General features: G+C 70.5%; 12 protein-coding genes. 4 read left to right on the plus strand and 8 right to left on the minus strand.

Going from position 1 to position 14821, the window contains the following annotated elements; translation table 11 throughout:
• Nucleotides 1–107 precede the first annotated feature (107 nt).
• The 3 genes from MZC64_RS15605 to MZC64_RS15615 form a co-directional block, all read right to left on the minus strand.
• The gene (locus MZC64_RS15605) at nt 108–764 is read right to left on the minus strand and encodes a GNAT family N-acetyltransferase (protein ID WP_247756355.1); all 657 of its coding nucleotides are present in this window, start codon (nt 762–764) and stop codon (nt 108–110) included.
• A 55-nt stretch (nt 765–819) separates the two neighbouring features.
• A complete protein-coding gene (locus tag MZC64_RS15610; protein ID WP_247756353.1) occupies nt 820–1032 on the minus strand; it encodes a hypothetical protein in 213 nt (70 codons plus the stop codon).
• Nucleotides 1033–1149: 117 nt separating this feature from the next.
• Nucleotides 1150–2907: an AfsR/SARP family transcriptional regulator gene (locus MZC64_RS15615; protein WP_247756351.1), complete on the minus strand. Its 1758-nt coding sequence runs from the start codon at nt 2905–2907 to the stop codon at nt 1150–1152.
• Between the two features lie 575 nt (nt 2908–3482).
• On the opposite strand from MZC64_RS15615, the gene MZC64_RS15620 reads away from it, so the two are divergent.
• Genes MZC64_RS15620 through MZC64_RS15630 form a run of 3 tightly spaced genes read left to right on the plus strand, consistent with a single transcriptional unit; the run spans nt 3483 to nt 7496 of the window.
• Nucleotides 3483–5177 carry a prenyltransferase/squalene oxidase repeat-containing protein gene (locus MZC64_RS15620; RefSeq protein WP_247756349.1) on the plus strand — a complete coding sequence of 565 codons (1695 nt, stop codon included), beginning with the start codon at nt 3483–3485 and terminating at the stop codon, nt 5175–5177.
• Nucleotides 5174–6481 carry a cytochrome P450 gene (locus MZC64_RS15625; RefSeq protein ID WP_247756347.1) on the plus strand — a complete coding sequence of 436 codons (1308 nt, stop codon included), beginning with the start codon at nt 5174–5176 and terminating at the stop codon, nt 6479–6481. The genes MZC64_RS15620 and MZC64_RS15625 overlap by 4 nt, the downstream gene beginning before the upstream one ends.
• A gap of 10 nt (nt 6482–6491) precedes the next feature.
• The gene (locus MZC64_RS15630; RefSeq protein ID WP_247756346.1) at nt 6492–7496 is read left to right on the plus strand and encodes a polyprenyl synthetase family protein; all 1005 of its coding nucleotides are present in this window, start codon (nt 6492–6494) and stop codon (nt 7494–7496) included.
• A gap of 127 nt (nt 7497–7623) precedes the next feature.
• Here MZC64_RS15630 and MZC64_RS15635 read toward each other — a convergent pair whose 3' ends face one another.
• On the minus strand, nt 7624–8601 hold the full coding sequence (locus MZC64_RS15635; protein WP_247756344.1) for a UbiA family prenyltransferase: 978 nt from the start codon (nt 8599–8601) through the stop codon (nt 7624–7626).
• 26 nt (nt 8602–8627) lie between these two features.
• Between MZC64_RS15635 and MZC64_RS15640 the strand changes: the two genes are divergently transcribed.
• Complete coding sequence (locus MZC64_RS15640; RefSeq protein WP_247756342.1) at nt 8628–9818, plus strand: FAD-dependent monooxygenase; 1191 nt, start codon at nt 8628–8630, stop codon at nt 9816–9818.
• Here the strand turns inward: MZC64_RS15640 and MZC64_RS15645 are convergent.
• Genes MZC64_RS15645 through MZC64_RS15660 form a run of 4 tightly spaced genes read right to left on the minus strand, consistent with a single transcriptional unit; the run spans nt 9739 to nt 14815 of the window.
• Nucleotides 9739–10971 (minus strand): cytochrome P450, encoded by a 1233-nt coding sequence (locus MZC64_RS15645; protein ID WP_247756340.1) that lies wholly within the window; start codon nt 10969–10971, stop codon nt 9739–9741. The genes MZC64_RS15640 and MZC64_RS15645 overlap by 80 nt on opposite strands.
• Complete coding sequence (locus MZC64_RS15650) at nt 10968–11672, minus strand: class I SAM-dependent methyltransferase (protein WP_247756338.1); 705 nt, start codon at nt 11670–11672, stop codon at nt 10968–10970. Before MZC64_RS15650 ends, MZC64_RS15645 begins: the two co-directional genes overlap by 4 nt.
• On the minus strand, nt 11665–13614 hold the full coding sequence (locus tag MZC64_RS15655) for a KedN5 family methylcobalamin-dependent radical SAM C-methyltransferase (RefSeq protein WP_247756336.1): 1950 nt from the start codon (nt 13612–13614) through the stop codon (nt 11665–11667). Before MZC64_RS15655 ends, MZC64_RS15650 begins: the two co-directional genes overlap by 8 nt.
• Before the next feature lie 43 nt (nt 13615–13657).
• Complete coding sequence (locus MZC64_RS15660) at nt 13658–14815, minus strand: cytochrome P450 (RefSeq protein WP_247756335.1); 1158 nt, start codon at nt 14813–14815, stop codon at nt 13658–13660.
• Nucleotides 14816–14821 lie beyond the last annotated feature (6 nt).

The following is a 14821-nucleotide window of genomic DNA, read 5'->3' on the forward strand; positions in this document are numbered from 1 at the left end:
ACGTCCCGACCGAACGGTTGGTCGAGACGCGGGACGCAGGCTGGTCTCGCGCGCGCCGACCGAACAGTTGGTCGGGGCGCGCGACCAGGCCGGGGCGCGGGACCGGGTCAGGCTGCGTGGCGGGGGCTGGTGGCCATGACCACTGTTGCCTCCGTGACCCAGCCCAGGGCGGTGTAGAGCCGCTCGCCATCCGGGCTGGCGAACAGGATCCCGGTGCTGGCGCCCTGGTTCGCCGCCTCGGTCATCAGGGCGCCCATCACCACGCTGCCCAGGCCGCGGCGGCGGTGTGCGTCGGTGGTCACGATCTTGTCCGGGACGGTGTCCGTGCCGATCACGGCGGCCAGGCCGCTGGCGGCGAGGTCCCCGGACTCGTGCCGGACCTCGACCGAGATCACCCGGCCGGTCACCGTGGTCTGACAGGTGTATCCGGCGGGAGCGGGGCGTTGTGGGTGCGTGGCCACTTCCCTGGTCATGATCCATTCGCGGTAGGCCCGCAGGGTCAGGCCGGCCTCGCGCAGCACCTGTTCGACCTCGTCGGGGTGGTGCGTCGGGACGGTGAGCAGGGTTGGTTTTTCTTGGGTGGCAACGACATCGGCCAGCGGGCGGACTGAGTCGGGGACCGCGTCGACGTGCAGGGTGATCAGTTCGCGGTGGCGGTCGGGCTGGCCGAGCAGGAAGTCCAGGGCGCCGTGGGACTCCACCGGTGGCGCCCAGCCCCGGCATGCGCTCCAGCCCTGCTGCCAGCGGCGGATCAGATCGGTCATGCGGCGTGTCCTCTCGGTTCAGGCGGACCCTAACCGCGCATCCGTGCTGTTGCAACTAGGTTGCAATAAGAGGTCCGCAGAAGAACCGGTCGAGGTAGGTGGTGCGGTAGATCCTGGACTCGGCGCAGCCGGCCCGGAGCCGGAACTCGAAATCCGGCCGGCCGGCCCGGGTGGCCCGCAGCGCCGCAACGCGCAGCGAACTGAATCGCACGACCCGCTCGTCCCGGGTCAGCTTCGCCAGTTCGCGGGTGAGTGTGGGCTCCGGCATCGAGGCGCGCTCGCGCAACTCCTCGAAGGATCGCCGTCCTCCCCGGGAGCGGGCCTGCCCGTCAACTCGGCAGGTGTGCCCGCCCCCGGTGGGGAACCGTCCCGGCGCGCGCCGGGCTCAGGCGTCCTCGGCCTGAGCGCGTTCGGTGGCGTAGAGGCGGAGTAGATCGTCCAGGGTGTAGCTGCCCGCGGGGGCGGCTCGGATGAGGTGCTGGGCGGCGAGGCGGTCGAGCATGTGGTCGGCGTCGTGGGAGGTGCCGTCGATGAGGGCGGCGACGGTTTCGCCGGAGAAACCGCCGTGCACCAGGCTCAAGCGGCGGAACAGGCGTTGGGTGGGCAGGTCCAGGGTGCCGTAGGAGTGATCGAAGGCGGCCCGCAGGGACAGGTGCTGGTCGCTGTCGACTTCCAGGGCGGCCAGGCGGTTTCCGTTGTGCAGGGCCAGAACATAGTCGGCGATGCGGTGGTGGGGGTGGTTGACCAGGTTGGCGGCGGCGGCACTGAGCGCGAGTGGGAGGTGGGCGCAGAGGCGGGTGAGTTCGGCCGCTGCCTTGGGTTCGGCGCGGACCCGGTCGGGGCCGAGCATGCGGGCCAGGGCCCGCAGGGAGTCGACCGGGCTGAGCACGTCCAGGTCGAGCAGGTGGGCGCCGTCGCTGGCGGCCAGGCTGCCGAGGCGGTGTCTGCTGGTGATCACCACGAAGCAGCTCGGGCTGCCCGGCAGCAGGGGGCGGATCTGGGCGGGGTGGGCGGCGTTGTCCAGTACTACCAGCACTTTGCGGCTGGCCAGCAGGGTGCGGTAGAGGGCGGCGGCCTCATCGGCCTCGGCCGGGACCTCATCGGCGGGGACGCCGAGGGCGCGCAGGAATCGGGCCAGCACGCGGCTGGCCGAGACCGGGGCGTTGCCGTGCAGGTTGACGAAGAGCTGGCCGTCCGGGAAGCGACCGCTGGCCCGGTGTGCCCAGTGCACGGCCAGGGTGGTCTTGCCGACCCCGGCCGCGCCGACGATGGCCGCGGCGTTGACCGTGCCCGCGCCGGTGTTGTCCGCCCCGGCGAGGAAGGCGTCCAGCTGGGCCAGGTACCGGTCCCGTCCGGCCAGGCCCGGGGTGTCACTGGGCAGCTGGGTGGGTACCGGGGCGCCCGGATCCCTTGGTGTGGCACGGGAAACGGTGACCGGGGGCAGCGGCAGCTCGCCGCGCAGCACCCGCAGGTGCGCCTCCTGGATCTCCGCGCCGGGACCCACGCCCAGTTCCTCGGCCAGCCGGGCCCGGATCTCGGTGAACAGCCGCAGCGCCTCGGCCTGCCTGCCGCAGCCGGCCAGGGCGAGCATCAGCCGGGCGTGCAGCCCCTCGTGCAGTGGTTCGTCGTGCGCCAGTGGGCGCAGCCGTTCCACCGCGGGTTCGTGCCTGCCCAGGGCGATGGACAGATCGGTATAGGTGAGCAGTGCGGCCAGGCGGCGCTGGGACAGTGCGATCGCGGCCGGATGCTGGCGCAGCCGGGATCCGAGATCGACCAGCACCGGGCCGCGCCAGCGGTGCAGGGCCGAGTCGAACAGTTCCAGCGCCGCGCCCGCGTCCTCGGCGGCACGTTCGGCGTGGTGCACCAGCTCGTCGAATTCCAGCAGGTCCAGCTGACCGGCTTCCACCGGCATCCGGTAGCCGTCGCGGACCGCGGTGATCACCGATCCTCTGGCCCGGCCCTCGCGGCCGGGTTGCAGGCCGCGACGCAGCCGGGAGACGTAGGAGTGCACCAGTCCGGCGCAGGTGCGCGGTGGGTTGACGCCCCAGAGGACGTCGATGATCTCGTCCCGGGTGACCACCCGATCGGGTTGCAGGGCCAGCAGGCCCAACAGACATCGTTGTTTGAGCGGACCGATGTCCACCTGGCGGTGTGCCTGGTAGACGGTGAGCGGGCCGAGGATGTTCAGCCGTAGCGGTTTTCGGCCACGAGGCGGGGTGCCGCCACGTGGCCGGACCTGTTCTCGCCGGAGGCTGACCTCGGCTCGTCCGTCCCGTAGTTCTCCGTCTGATCTCCTGCTTAACGAACCATGTTCCAATGTCACGCCCGCAGCCCCCAGCCCTGGCGTTATGTCCTCCGACCACCGCACGACCTCAACAAGTGGCCAATACTGCCAGAGCGCGGACGCATTGACTATGCTCGCCGCTGATCTCAGTTAGTTGATTGCATCGAAATAATCCGGTTATCGTGATCTTAAGGTTCGCGGCCCGCTGCCCTCCACCGCGTTTGCACTGCTGCAGCCGGGTGCAGCCGAATGCAGAACCTCCGGCAACACCCCAGGTCAGGGCCTGTTGCAGGGAGGCAGGCAGACGGGTGACGGGCTCCAGTTCCGGTCCAGCCGGGCGGCCAGGCGATCTCGGTACGGTAATGACCGGGCTCCTTACCTGAAACATCGGCAAATTGGGGTGGCCGCGCATGGTTTTTGTGAACGAGCCAGTTGTGAATTCCACGGAGCTGACCGGGCGCGCGAGCGCGGGCGTGCACAAGGCCGTCGATCATTTGTATACGCGGCAACGCCCGGACGGCGCCTGGACGGACCGGCTTTCCTCCTCCACGGTCTCCACCGCACTGGGTTTGCTGGCCCTGGCCAAGGCCGACCGGGAACGCTATCGGGAGCGCCTGGATCGGGGCCTGGCCTGGCTGCGCGCCCACCAGCGCGCCGACGGCGGCTGGAGCATGGCCGACGCGCACCCGCCGAGCAGTCCCGGCATGACCGCCTTCGCCATCGCCGCCTGCCACGAGCTGGACCCGGAGGGCAACCGCGAGCGAATCGCCAAGGGGTTCGCCTTCATCGAGGCCAACGGCACCGACGCGGTCATCCCCGGCATGCGCGGCCCCGGCCCGAAAACCTGGCCCGCGGCCGCGCCGTTCGCGCTGTCGCTGGTGGGACTGCGGGACATCACCGAGCAGCCGACGCTGCCGGTGGAGGTGATGTTGCTGCCGCCCAAGCTGCGCAACAAGGTCTCCATCGGCATGCCCGCGGTGCTCGCCCTCGGCCTGATGCAGGCCAGGGTGCTGCCGGCCAGTCCCCCACGACGACTGCTGCAACGCCTGGCCCAGCCGCGAGCGCTGGCCTGGCTGCGGGCGGTGATGGCGCCCAACGGCGGCGTGGAGGAGTGCCCGATGCTCTCCGCGCTGATCTTCCTCGGGTTGCAGGCCGCCGACCTCGGCCCTGACCTGCAACAGGGTTCGCTGGACTACCTGCTCGACACCCAGCGCGAGGACGGCTCCTGGGCCATCGACCGCGACCTGGAGATCGCGGTGACCTGCTACGCCGTGCACGCACTGGCCGAGCACACCGACGTGGCCGCCGACCCTCGGTTGCGGCCCACCAGGGACTGGCTGCTCTCCACCCAGTGGACCGAGCCGTTCCGCCCGTTGAAGATCCCGGCGGGTGGCTGGTCCTGGAACGTGCCCTCGGGCTGGCCGGAATCCGAGGACACCGCGGTGGTCCTGTCCACCCTCGGCCTGCTGGGTCTGGACCGCGAGCACCCCGGGGTGGCGGCCGGACTGCGCTGGCTGCGGGTGCGGCAGAACCGCAACGGCTCCTGGTCGGAGTGGGTGCGGAATTCCTTCATCCTCAACGACAAACCGTGCACCGGGGTCACCGCGCACGTGCTGATGGCCATGCACCAGCACAACGAGCCACGCTCGCGCTGGGCGCCGGTCGATCGCGCGCTGCGCTGGTACCAGAAGGACCAGTTGCCGGATGGCTCGCTGCCCTCGCTGTGGTTCCGGGACGGCACGCACGGCACTGCCAAGGTGCTGGAGACCTACGCCGAACTCGGCATCCCGCGGGATCCGGTGGCACAGCGGGCCAAGCAGTGGCTGTGGGACAACCAGGCGCCTTCCGGTGGCTGGCCGCTGACCGTGCAGACCAGTGCGCCGGGTGAGACCGCCGAGGAGACCGCGTGGGCGGTGTACTCGCTGCTGCGGGCCGGGGAATCGCCGTGGGACCCGCGGGTGCTGCGCGCGGTGGACTGGCTGCTGGCCCGGCAGGACGAGCAGGGCAGCTGGGCGCCCGCGCCGACCGGACTGTACTTCGAGGACCTCTGCTACAGCGACGACCTGATCACCCACACCTACACGCTGCGCGCGCTGGCCCGGTGGCTGCGCCAGGCCGAGCGGGCATGACCGGGCTCCCGCCGGGTCCGCGCACGCCGGTGCTCGCGCAGACCGTGCTCTCCGCGGTGCGGCCACTGGCCTTCGCCGAATCCTGCCGCCGAAAATACGGGGATCTGTTCACCATCAAGGTCTTCCCGGTCGGCACCGTGGTGTGCGCGGCCGATCCGGCGGTGATCCGGCGTGCGGTGACCGCGGAGTCCTCCACCCTGCTGGCCGGGGACGCCAACCGCGTCATGGACTTCGTGGTCGGGCCGCGGTCGGTGCTGTTGCTGGACGGACCGGAACACGTGCGCTGCCGCCAGGTGCTGCTGCCGCCCTTTCGCGGCCCCAGCGTGGCCGCCTACCAGGACACCATCGCCGAGATCACCGCCGAGGCGGTGCGGGACTGGCCGGCCGGGGTGCCGGTGCGGTTGATGCCGCGGATGCAGCACCTCACCCTGGAGATCATGATGCGGGTGGTCTTCGGCATCACCGATCTGCGCCGGCTGGCCGGGTTGCGCGCACTGGTGCCGCAGCTGCTGCACATGAACCCGGCGGTGGTGCTGTTCCCGTTGCTGCGCAAGGACTGGGGTCGGTGGAGCCCTGGCGGCAAGTTCGCCAGGGTGCGGGACGCGGTGGACGAGATCCTCTTCGCCGAGATCGCCCGGCGCCGCCGCGAGGACACCGACAGCACCGATGTGCTCTCGCTGCTGCTGCGGATGCGGCACGCCGACGGGCAGCCGGCCACCGACGAGGAGTTGCGGGACAACCTGATCACCGTGCTCGCGGTCGGCCACGAGACCACCGCGACCACGCTGTCCTGGGCCTTCGAGCGTCTGGTCCGGCACCCGGAATCGTTGGCCCGCTTGGAAAGCGAGCTGGACGCCGGTGAGTACACCTACCTGGACGCGGTGATCAACGAGACGCTGCGGGTGCGGCCGGTGGTCGGGGACATCGCCCGGATCCTGGCCGCACCGGCCACCATCGGCGGTTACCGGCTGCCCGCCGGGATCATGCTCGCGCTTTCCCTTGGCCTGCTGCACTCCAGCCCGGAGCGCTACCCCGAACCGGCGGCGTTCCGGCCGGAACGCTTCCTCGATCAGCCGCCGGGACCGGAGTTGTTCCTGCCCTTCGGCGGCGGGCCGCACCGGTGCCTCGGCGCGGCCTTCGCCATGACCACCATGCGCACGGTGATCGCCACCGTGCTGGCGCGGACCCGGCCCCGGGCGGCGGCCCCGGGACCGGAACGGCAGCGGGCCCGTGGCCCGGTGCTCGCGCCCGCCCGAGGGGCGGAGGTGGTCCTGCACCGCCGCACGGCTTTCCGGACCAGGTGAGGAGCACAACATGCAGTCCGCTGATCCCCGACCCGAGCTGGTGCTGGCCGGGCTGGCCGAGGCCGCCGAAGAGAAGTTGCGCACCCGCTGGTCCCGCACGTCCAGCCTGCTCAGCACCATGTGCCACTACGCGCTGGTGCCCTCGGGCAAGTTGTTCCGGCCGATCCTGCTGCTGGAATCCGCCTGCGCGGTGGGCGGTTCGGCCGAGATGGTGCTGCCGGCCGCGGTCGGCGCGGAGTGCGGGCACGTGGCCAGCCTGATCCACGACGACATCATCGACGGCGACGAGCTGCGCCGCGGCCGCCGGTCGGTGCACAGCCGGTTCGGCGCGGGCAACGCGATCGTGGCCGGGGACGCGCTGATCTTCGACCTGTTCGCCGGGCTGGCCGAATGCCGGTGGACCGGGGTGCCGGACAGCCGGGTGGCCGCCGCGCTGGAGGCGGTGGCGCGCTGCGGGCTGGACCTCTGCCGGGGGCAGAGCATGGAGGAGGAGCTGTGCCGGGGCCTGCGCTTCGACCTGGACTCCTACCTGACCATGATCCGGCTCAAGACGGCCGCGTTCTTCCAGGGCGCTTGCGAGAGCGGCGCGATCCTGGCCGGGGGCACGCCGGAGGAGGTGGAGGCGCTGTCCCGGTACGCGCTGGCGCTGGGCACCGCGTTCCAGATCCAGGACGACATCCTGGGCTACACCAACACCACCGAGGAAATGGGCAAGGACAACACCAGCGACAGCCGCAACGGCAGGCTGACCCTGCCGGTGATCCTGGCCTACCGCAACGGCGGCCACCCCGAGCGCAGGCTGTTGCGGCAGGCCCTCACCGGCGAGGAGGACCTGGGCCACCGGCACGAACTGATCCTGGACATCCTGGACCGCACCGGCGCGCTGGCCGCGGCGAGCAAAATGGCCTGGCACTACGCCGAAGCCTCCGGCACCGCCCTGCTCCGCCTGCCCCCCTCCCCCAGCCGCGACCGCCTGGCCCTGTTCGGCCAGCTCGCCATCGACCGCGACCGTTAACCCCCCTCCCCGAGTGTCGGCCGAAGTGGGACACCGAGTTGGCCCAACCGGTACGCCCACTTCGGCCAACTTGGCGTACGAGTTGGGCCAACTCGGCGTACGAGAACGGCCGACACTCGGGGTGGGGTCAGCGGCGGAGGGTGGGGTGGTCGCGTTGGCGCATGATCGCGCGGGCCACGGTGGTGAGCAGGGCGGCGGGGAGGAGGACGGCGAGTGCGAGGGCGGGGCGGCCGGCGGCGGCGATGAAGCCGGTGGCCAGGATCAGGCGTTCGCCGACCAGGATTTCGTGGGCCTTCAACGCGGCCAGGCGCGGGATCGGGCGGGGGGCCCGGGTGAGGCGGAGTTGGCAGAGTACGCACAGGGGCAGGGCCAGGGCCAGGAACGGCCAGAGCCAGCCCAGGTCCAGCTGTCCGGCCAGCACCAGTGGCCAGCCGACGGCCAGGGCGATCCAGAGTCCATTGAGGACAGTCAGCAAACGCAGCGAGGCGGCGTCGCCGTGGCGCACCGGGTAGGTCCGGTAGCCGCCTTCGCGGTCGCTGTCGGTGTCGCAGAGCGCGCCGACCAGGTTGGAGGCCGAATCGTGCAGCCAGAACGCCAGTGCCAGCGGCAGCAGCTCCCACGGTGGTATCGCGGTGCTCGCCGTGGTGCCCACCAGGAAGGCCAGTGCGGTCGGCACCCCGCGCATCAGGTTCCCGGCGATGCCACGGGCTTTGAAGGTGCGGCTGTAGGAAATGCCGGACACCACCGCGATCGCGCCGAGCACCAGATTGAGCGGGTTGAGCACGATGGCGAACACCAGGCCGAGCGCGATGGTGAGGACCATGCCGGTGAACGCGGTGCGCGGGCTCATCCGGCCGGACGGGATGGGGCGGTGTGGTTTGGCGGTGGCGTCCAGTTCGCGGTCGAAGTAGTCGCCGCCGTACAGCGACGCGATCCAGCCGCAGGTGGGCGCGGCCCAGGCGGCGAACAACCGCCAGGTCTCCGGGTCGGTCTGGCCAAGGCGGGCGGCCAGCACGGCCCCGGCCAGGCCGACCAGCCCGGCGTAGAACATCGAGTCGGGGCGGCAGATCTCCAGGTGGGCCAGCAGGACCCGTCGGGCGTTCACACGGACTCCCTTCCAGGACAACGGTCATGACCCCGCTCGCGGTGATCGCCGGGGCCGGGGTGGCCGGACTCACCGCCGCGGTGGCGCTGAGTCAGGCGGGCTGGCGGGTGCGGGTCTTCGACCGCGACCCGGTGCTGGAACCACTGGGCGCCGGGCTCGGTCTGACCCCGAATGCCTTGCGCGCCTTGGATGTGCTCGGTCTGGGTGACGCGGTGCGGGACCGGGGTGCGGTGCAGGAGACCGGCGGCATCCGCCGTCAGGACGGTCGCTGGCTGGCCCGCTCGGACCTGGCCTTCATCCGGGCCCGCTTCGGGGACCCGGTGCTCGGCCTGCACCGGCGGGACCTGATCACGCTGCTGGCCAACGCGCTGCCCGAGGGAACACTGCGCACCGGGGTCACCGTCACCTCGGCCACCCCGGGTGGTCACGACCGGCTTTCCTTGGTGCGCACCACACTCGGCGAGCTGACCGCGCAGCTGGTGGTGGCTGCCGACGGCATCGGGTCCAAGCTGCGGAGTGCGCTGTTCCCGGCGCATCCCGGGCCGGTCTACGCCGGCTACACCAGCTGGCGGATGGTGGTGCCGATGCCGGACTATCCGGTGGCGGCCACCGAGACCTGGGGCCGCGGCACCCGTTTCGGCGTGATGCACCTGCCTGACGGCCTGCTGCACCTGTCCGCGAACTCGGTCGCGCCGCCCCGGCAACGCGCCAGGGACGAACGCGCCGAGGTGCTGGCCCGCTTCGGGAACTGGCACGCGCCGATCCCGGACCTGCTGGCCGCGGTGCGACCGGGTGAGGTGCTGCACCACGATGTGGCCGAGCTGGTCCGTCCACTTCCGACATTCCACAGTGGACGGATCGTGCTGGTCGGTGACGCCGCGCATGCCATGACCCCCAACATCGGACCGGCCTGCCTGGCCATGGAGGACGCGGTGACCCTCGGTCTGTTGCTGCCAGCTGCCAGGGAATCAGAGCTGGCCGCGGCCCTGGCCGGGTACACCGCGATCCGGCTGCCGCGGGCGGTGGCGCTGGCCCGCCGGTCCCGCCGGGTGGGGCTGGCCGGCCAGTGGACCTGGCCGCCGGCGGTGGCCGCGCGCAATCTGGGCATCCGGCTCGGCGGGCTGCTGCCGAGCAGTGTCACCGCGCGGGCGCTGGATGGTTCGGTGGACTGGTGGCCGCCCGCCAGGCCACCGGCAGCGCGGTCAGCCCGCGGATGAGCTGCTGGGTCTTCCACACCAGCTCGTCCGCGGGCACCGCCAGGTGCAATTCGGGCAGGCGGGCCAGCAGCCGGTCCAGCGCGACCTGCAGCACCATCCGGGCCACCGAGGCGCCCAGGCAGTGGTGCGGGCCGTGGCTGAAGGCCAGGTGCGGGTTCTCCGGACGGTGGAAGTCCACCCGCTCCGGACAGCCAAACGCCGCCGGATCGTGGTTGGCCGCGGCGGGATCCACCAGCACCGGTTCACCGGCGCGGATGAGCACCCCGCCCACTTCGACGTCCTCGGTGGCGTACCGGGGCAGCCCGGCGCCTGCTTCCAGGGGCACCCAGCGGAGGAGTTCCTCCACCGCGGCCGGCATCAGTTCCGGGTCGCCGCGCAGGGCGTCGAGCAGGTCCTGGTTGGTGAGCAGCACGAAGGCGAAGTTGGGGATGTGCGAGGCCGTGGTCTCGTACCCGGCGACCAGCACGGTCATCGCCAGCATGATCAGTTCCGGCTCGGAAAGGTCGGCCTCGCCCTTGGTGACCATCGCGCCGAGCACGTCGTCGGTGCGTTCGGTGCGGCGGCGGCGCAGCAAACCCTCCAAATAGTCCCACATCTGCCCGGCGACCTCCTCGGATCGCTCGGGACTGACCGCTGAGGACAGGGCCAGGTCCGACCATTCGCGGAACTGGTCCTGATCATCCCGCGGGATGCCGAGCACCTCCGAGATCACCGTGTTGGTCAGCGGCAGCGAGTAACCCGCCACCAGGTCCTGCACCGGACCGGCGGCGACCAGGTCGTCCAGGAGGCTCTCGGCGACCTCGATCGTCCTGGGGCGCAAGGCTTCCGCCCGGCGCTGGGTGAAGGCGCGGGCGACCAGGGTGCGTACCCGGCTGTGCTGCGGCGGGTCCATGGTCACGATGCCGGTGGTGGAGTTGTAGGGCATGGAGCGCGGCACGTCCCGGCCGTGCATGGCCTCCCGGGAGAACCGCTGGTCGACCAGCACGAATTTGGCGTCCTGGTAGCGGGTGACCAGCCAGGCCTGTTCGCCGAAGGGCAGGCGCACCCGCAGCACCGGTTCCTCCCGGCGCAGCCGGTCATAGAGCGGGTCCAGGCGCAGGCCTTCCACGACGAAGGGGAAGGCCCGCGCCTGGGTGGCGGGATCGGCGGTCATCGCAGGCGCCAGCCCAGCAGATCGTCCGGCGCGTCGGCCCGGTCGAACCCGGCCGCGGCCAGTTCGGCGTCCAGTTCCGATTCGGTCACCGGGTAGGCGTCGATCTCCTCGCGTTCCTCGATCCCCGGCTCGTCGCCGACGGTGATCCGGTAGGACCAGCTCAGCCGCAGCACGCCCTCGCGCACCGGGCGGCCCTCGTACTCGATGTCGTAGCGGGCCCGGCCGACCTGGAGGCTGCCCGCGGCGGGCGGGATGGCCTCGGCGGAGGAGGGTTCGGGCCGGTCCTGCAACAACAATCCGCCGGGGTTGAGCGAATCCGCGCAGACCTGCCAGAGTTTCTGCCGCTCTGCCGGGGAGAAGCAGAGCAGCATGCTGATCAGCACTACCGCGTCCACCCGCACCGGCAACCGCACTTCCAGCGCGCTCATCGGCATGACGGTGACCCGGCGCTGCAGATCGGGCCTGCGGGCCAGCCGGGACATCAGCACGGCGCGCATCGGCGCGGCCGGTTCGACCGCGAACACCTCGCCGGCACTGGCATCGGCGATGGTCTCGGTGACCAGTCCGGTGCCGGCGCCCATCTCCAGCACGCCGTTGGCGCAATCGGCCACCGCCTTGGCCACCGCACGCTGGGTGGGTTCCTTGTACGGCAGGGCGAAGAGTTCGTGGTACTGGGCCATATACGTGTAACGGTCAGTCATGGGATACCACGCCTCTCCGGTTGTCACTGAACATCTCCCGCGCCAGCCTGCCCATGTAGTAGACGATCTCCTCGTGGTTGGTGGAGGTCACGAAGTTGCGGGCGCCCGCCTTGTAGTACAGCGAGGTTTCCTGCTCGCCCACGGTGTGCGCGTAGGACTCGCCGCGGCGCAGCGCCAGGCACATCGCGGGCACGTCACAGGCCAGCGTGATGTGATGGCGCACGTGGAACAGGTCGCCTTCGACCTCCACCAGCGGCAGGGTTTCGTTGGCGTACAACGGCGAGGGCTCCCGGCCGGGACTGCTGTAGGCGGGCAGGGTGAGCAGGTCGTACTCGAACGCGGTGTCCAGCAGGGTCGCGTGCTCGCTCGGCACCCTCGGCAGCAGCGACTCGCGCCACCAGCGGCGCAGCTCTTCCTTGGCCTCCACGGTGCCGTAGACGTACTCCACCACCGGGCCGAGCACATCGGAGTCGGTGAAGGAGCTGTTCAGCCCGTGCTGGAAGGGTTCGGCCGCCGGATGGGTGCTGCGCTCGAACCAGTCGATCAGCGAGCGGATGGTCTCGGACTGGGTGATGCCGCCGAGTTCGCGCAGCGGGCCCCACAGGAAGCGGAACACCGGGTTCTCCGCGACCAGGCGGGAGAAGAAGATGAACCGATGCATGTACCGGTTGTCCTGCGGGGTCATCGTGTTGTGCGCGATGAGGTACATGAAGTCGTCGTTGTTGCCGCGCACGGTGATCAGCCCGTGTTCGGCCCGTTTTTCCGCGTAGGCGGTGTTGGGCAGGATCAGCATCGGGTAGACCGCGACCCGGGAGACGTGGTTGGCCAGCCGGTCATAGCCTTCCATGAAGGACTCGACGGTCTCCCCCGGCGCGCCCCAGATCAGTTCGGCGTAGCAGGCCATGCCTTCCTTGCCGAGCCATTCGGCCAGGCTCTCCCAGTCGTTGACCTTCATGTTGCGCCGCTGCATGCCTTCTAGGGCATCGGGGTTGAGGGTTTGCAACGCCAGGGTGAAGGAGCTGTGCAGCCCGGCTTCCTTCATGGCGCTGACGATCTGGTAGAAGAGCTTGGACTTGTTCTTGGCCCAGGAGGTCTCGATGCTCTTGGGGAAACCGAGCCGTTGCCGGATCTCGATGACGTCCTCGACGAATTCCAGGTCGATGGGCAGCATGCCGAAGTTGGCGTCGCACATGACGATGGTGTGCACCTTGTGCTTGGCGAACAGCTCCACTTCCTGGCGCAGCCGTTCCCGGGAGAAGGCCCGCACCCGCTGCCCGACCGCGCCGCCCCAGTAGCAGAAGGAGCAGCGGTAGGGGCAGCCGCGGTTGGTCTCCATCAGCGCCACGTCGTAGCGGAAGTTGCCCTCGTCGTCGGTGAGTTCCAGGGTGCCGGTGAGCACCGGGGAGGCGATGGTGTCCAGGTCCTCGATGCGCGGGCGTTCCTCGGTGGTGACGAATCCGCCGTAGCCGGACTGGAAGGAGATGCCCAGGATGCCGCCGAGTTCGTTGCGGGCCTTGCCGTCCAGGTGCGCGTGCAGGATGTCGCAGAAGGTCAGCTCGCCCTCGCCGTTGACCACGATGTCCACGTCCGGGAACATGCCGAAGACCCGTTTGGCCTGGTTGGCCACGTGGTTGCCGCCGAAGACCACCCAGCCGTCCGGGTTGATCTGTTTGAAGGTCTCGGCCAGCGCGGCGAAGGACCGGTAGTTCCAGCCCAGCACGGAGAAGGCGATGATGTCCGGCGCCTCTTCGGCGAAGAGTTCGCTGGCCATGCCGAAGAGGGTTTTGCCGCCGTCGAAGTTGATGATCCGGATGTCCATGGCGGCGGCCAGCCGCTCGTCCTGCAACGCGGTCGCCTTGAGGTACCCGGCGGCCAGCGGCATGGATTCCAGGGCCATTTCCCAGATTCCCTGCTGGATCAGCCACACCCGTGTCCGCGTCATGGGCTCCGTCCTCACCTCAGTGTCCGAAGTAGACAGTGCGTGCTCACCAGGCGACCGGCAGCGCGCTGGGGCCCTGGTCGAGCAGGCCGGCTCGTTGCGGGAGTTCCGCCACTGGCACGGCCAGCCGCAGGGTGGGGAAGGTCTGGGTCAGCGCGGTGAAGGCTTCTTGGAGTTCGAGCCGTCCGACCGCGGCGCCCAGGCAGTGGTGCACGCCGTGCCCGAAGGCCAGGTGCAGGTTGGCCGGGCGGGTGCGGTCGAAGCGGCCGGAGTCCGGGAATCGTTGCTCGTCCCGGTTGGCGCAGGCCGGTGGCGCGATCACGGTGTCCCCGGCCTTGATCAGCACCTCGCCGATCCGCACGTCCTCCTGCGCGATCCGCACCAGGCCGCCGATTTCCGAGGCGTAGCGCAGGATCTCCTCGATCGCGCCGGGCACCAGCGACGGGTCCTCGACCAGGTCGAGGTAGTCCTGCGGGTGGGTGAGCAGGGTGAGCGCGCCCAGACCGATGGTGTTGCCAGCGGTGACGTACCCGGCGATCAGGATGCTCTCCGCCATGGTGAGCAGTTCCCGTTCGTTGAGCCGGTCGTTGTCCTCTTCCCGCACCGAGATGAGGTCGCTCAACAGGTCCGGCCCGGGGTTGCGTTGTTTGTCCGCGATCAGCCCGGCGCAGTACTCGTCCAGGCTCTTGCCCGCGGCCATCACCTCCTCCTGGCTGAACGCGTCCAGCGACAGGATCGCCTCCGACCAGCGCCGGAAGTCGGCCTGGTCGACCACTGGCACGCCGAGCAGTTCGGTGATCACCCCGATGGACATCGGGAAGGCGAAGATCTCCACCAGGTCCGCGGGCGGTCCGGCCGCTGCCAGATCCCCGGCGAGTCGCTTGGCCAGGTCCTGCACCTTGGGGCGCAAGGCTTCCACCCCGCGCACGGTGAACGCCTTGGACACCAGCCGCCGCAACCGGGTGTGTCCCGGCGGGTCCTGGAACAGCGAGTCCTCGGTGGCCGCGGCCGCACCCGGCGCGCGCACGCCGAAGCGCAGATCCGAGAGCACAAAACGGATGTCCTCGTACCGGGTGACCAGCCAGGCCGGTTCCCCGGAGTTGGTGGTGACCCGGCTGACCGGCTCCTGGGCCCGCAGCCGCGCGTACTCCACCGGCGGTTCGGTGACGGACGGGCGGGCGAACGGGAAGGGCGGTGCCCCCATCGGCGT

The sequence above is a fragment of the Crossiella sp. S99.2 genome, from assembly GCF_023094165.1.
GTDB lineage: Bacteria > Actinomycetota > Actinomycetes > Mycobacteriales > Pseudonocardiaceae > Crossiella.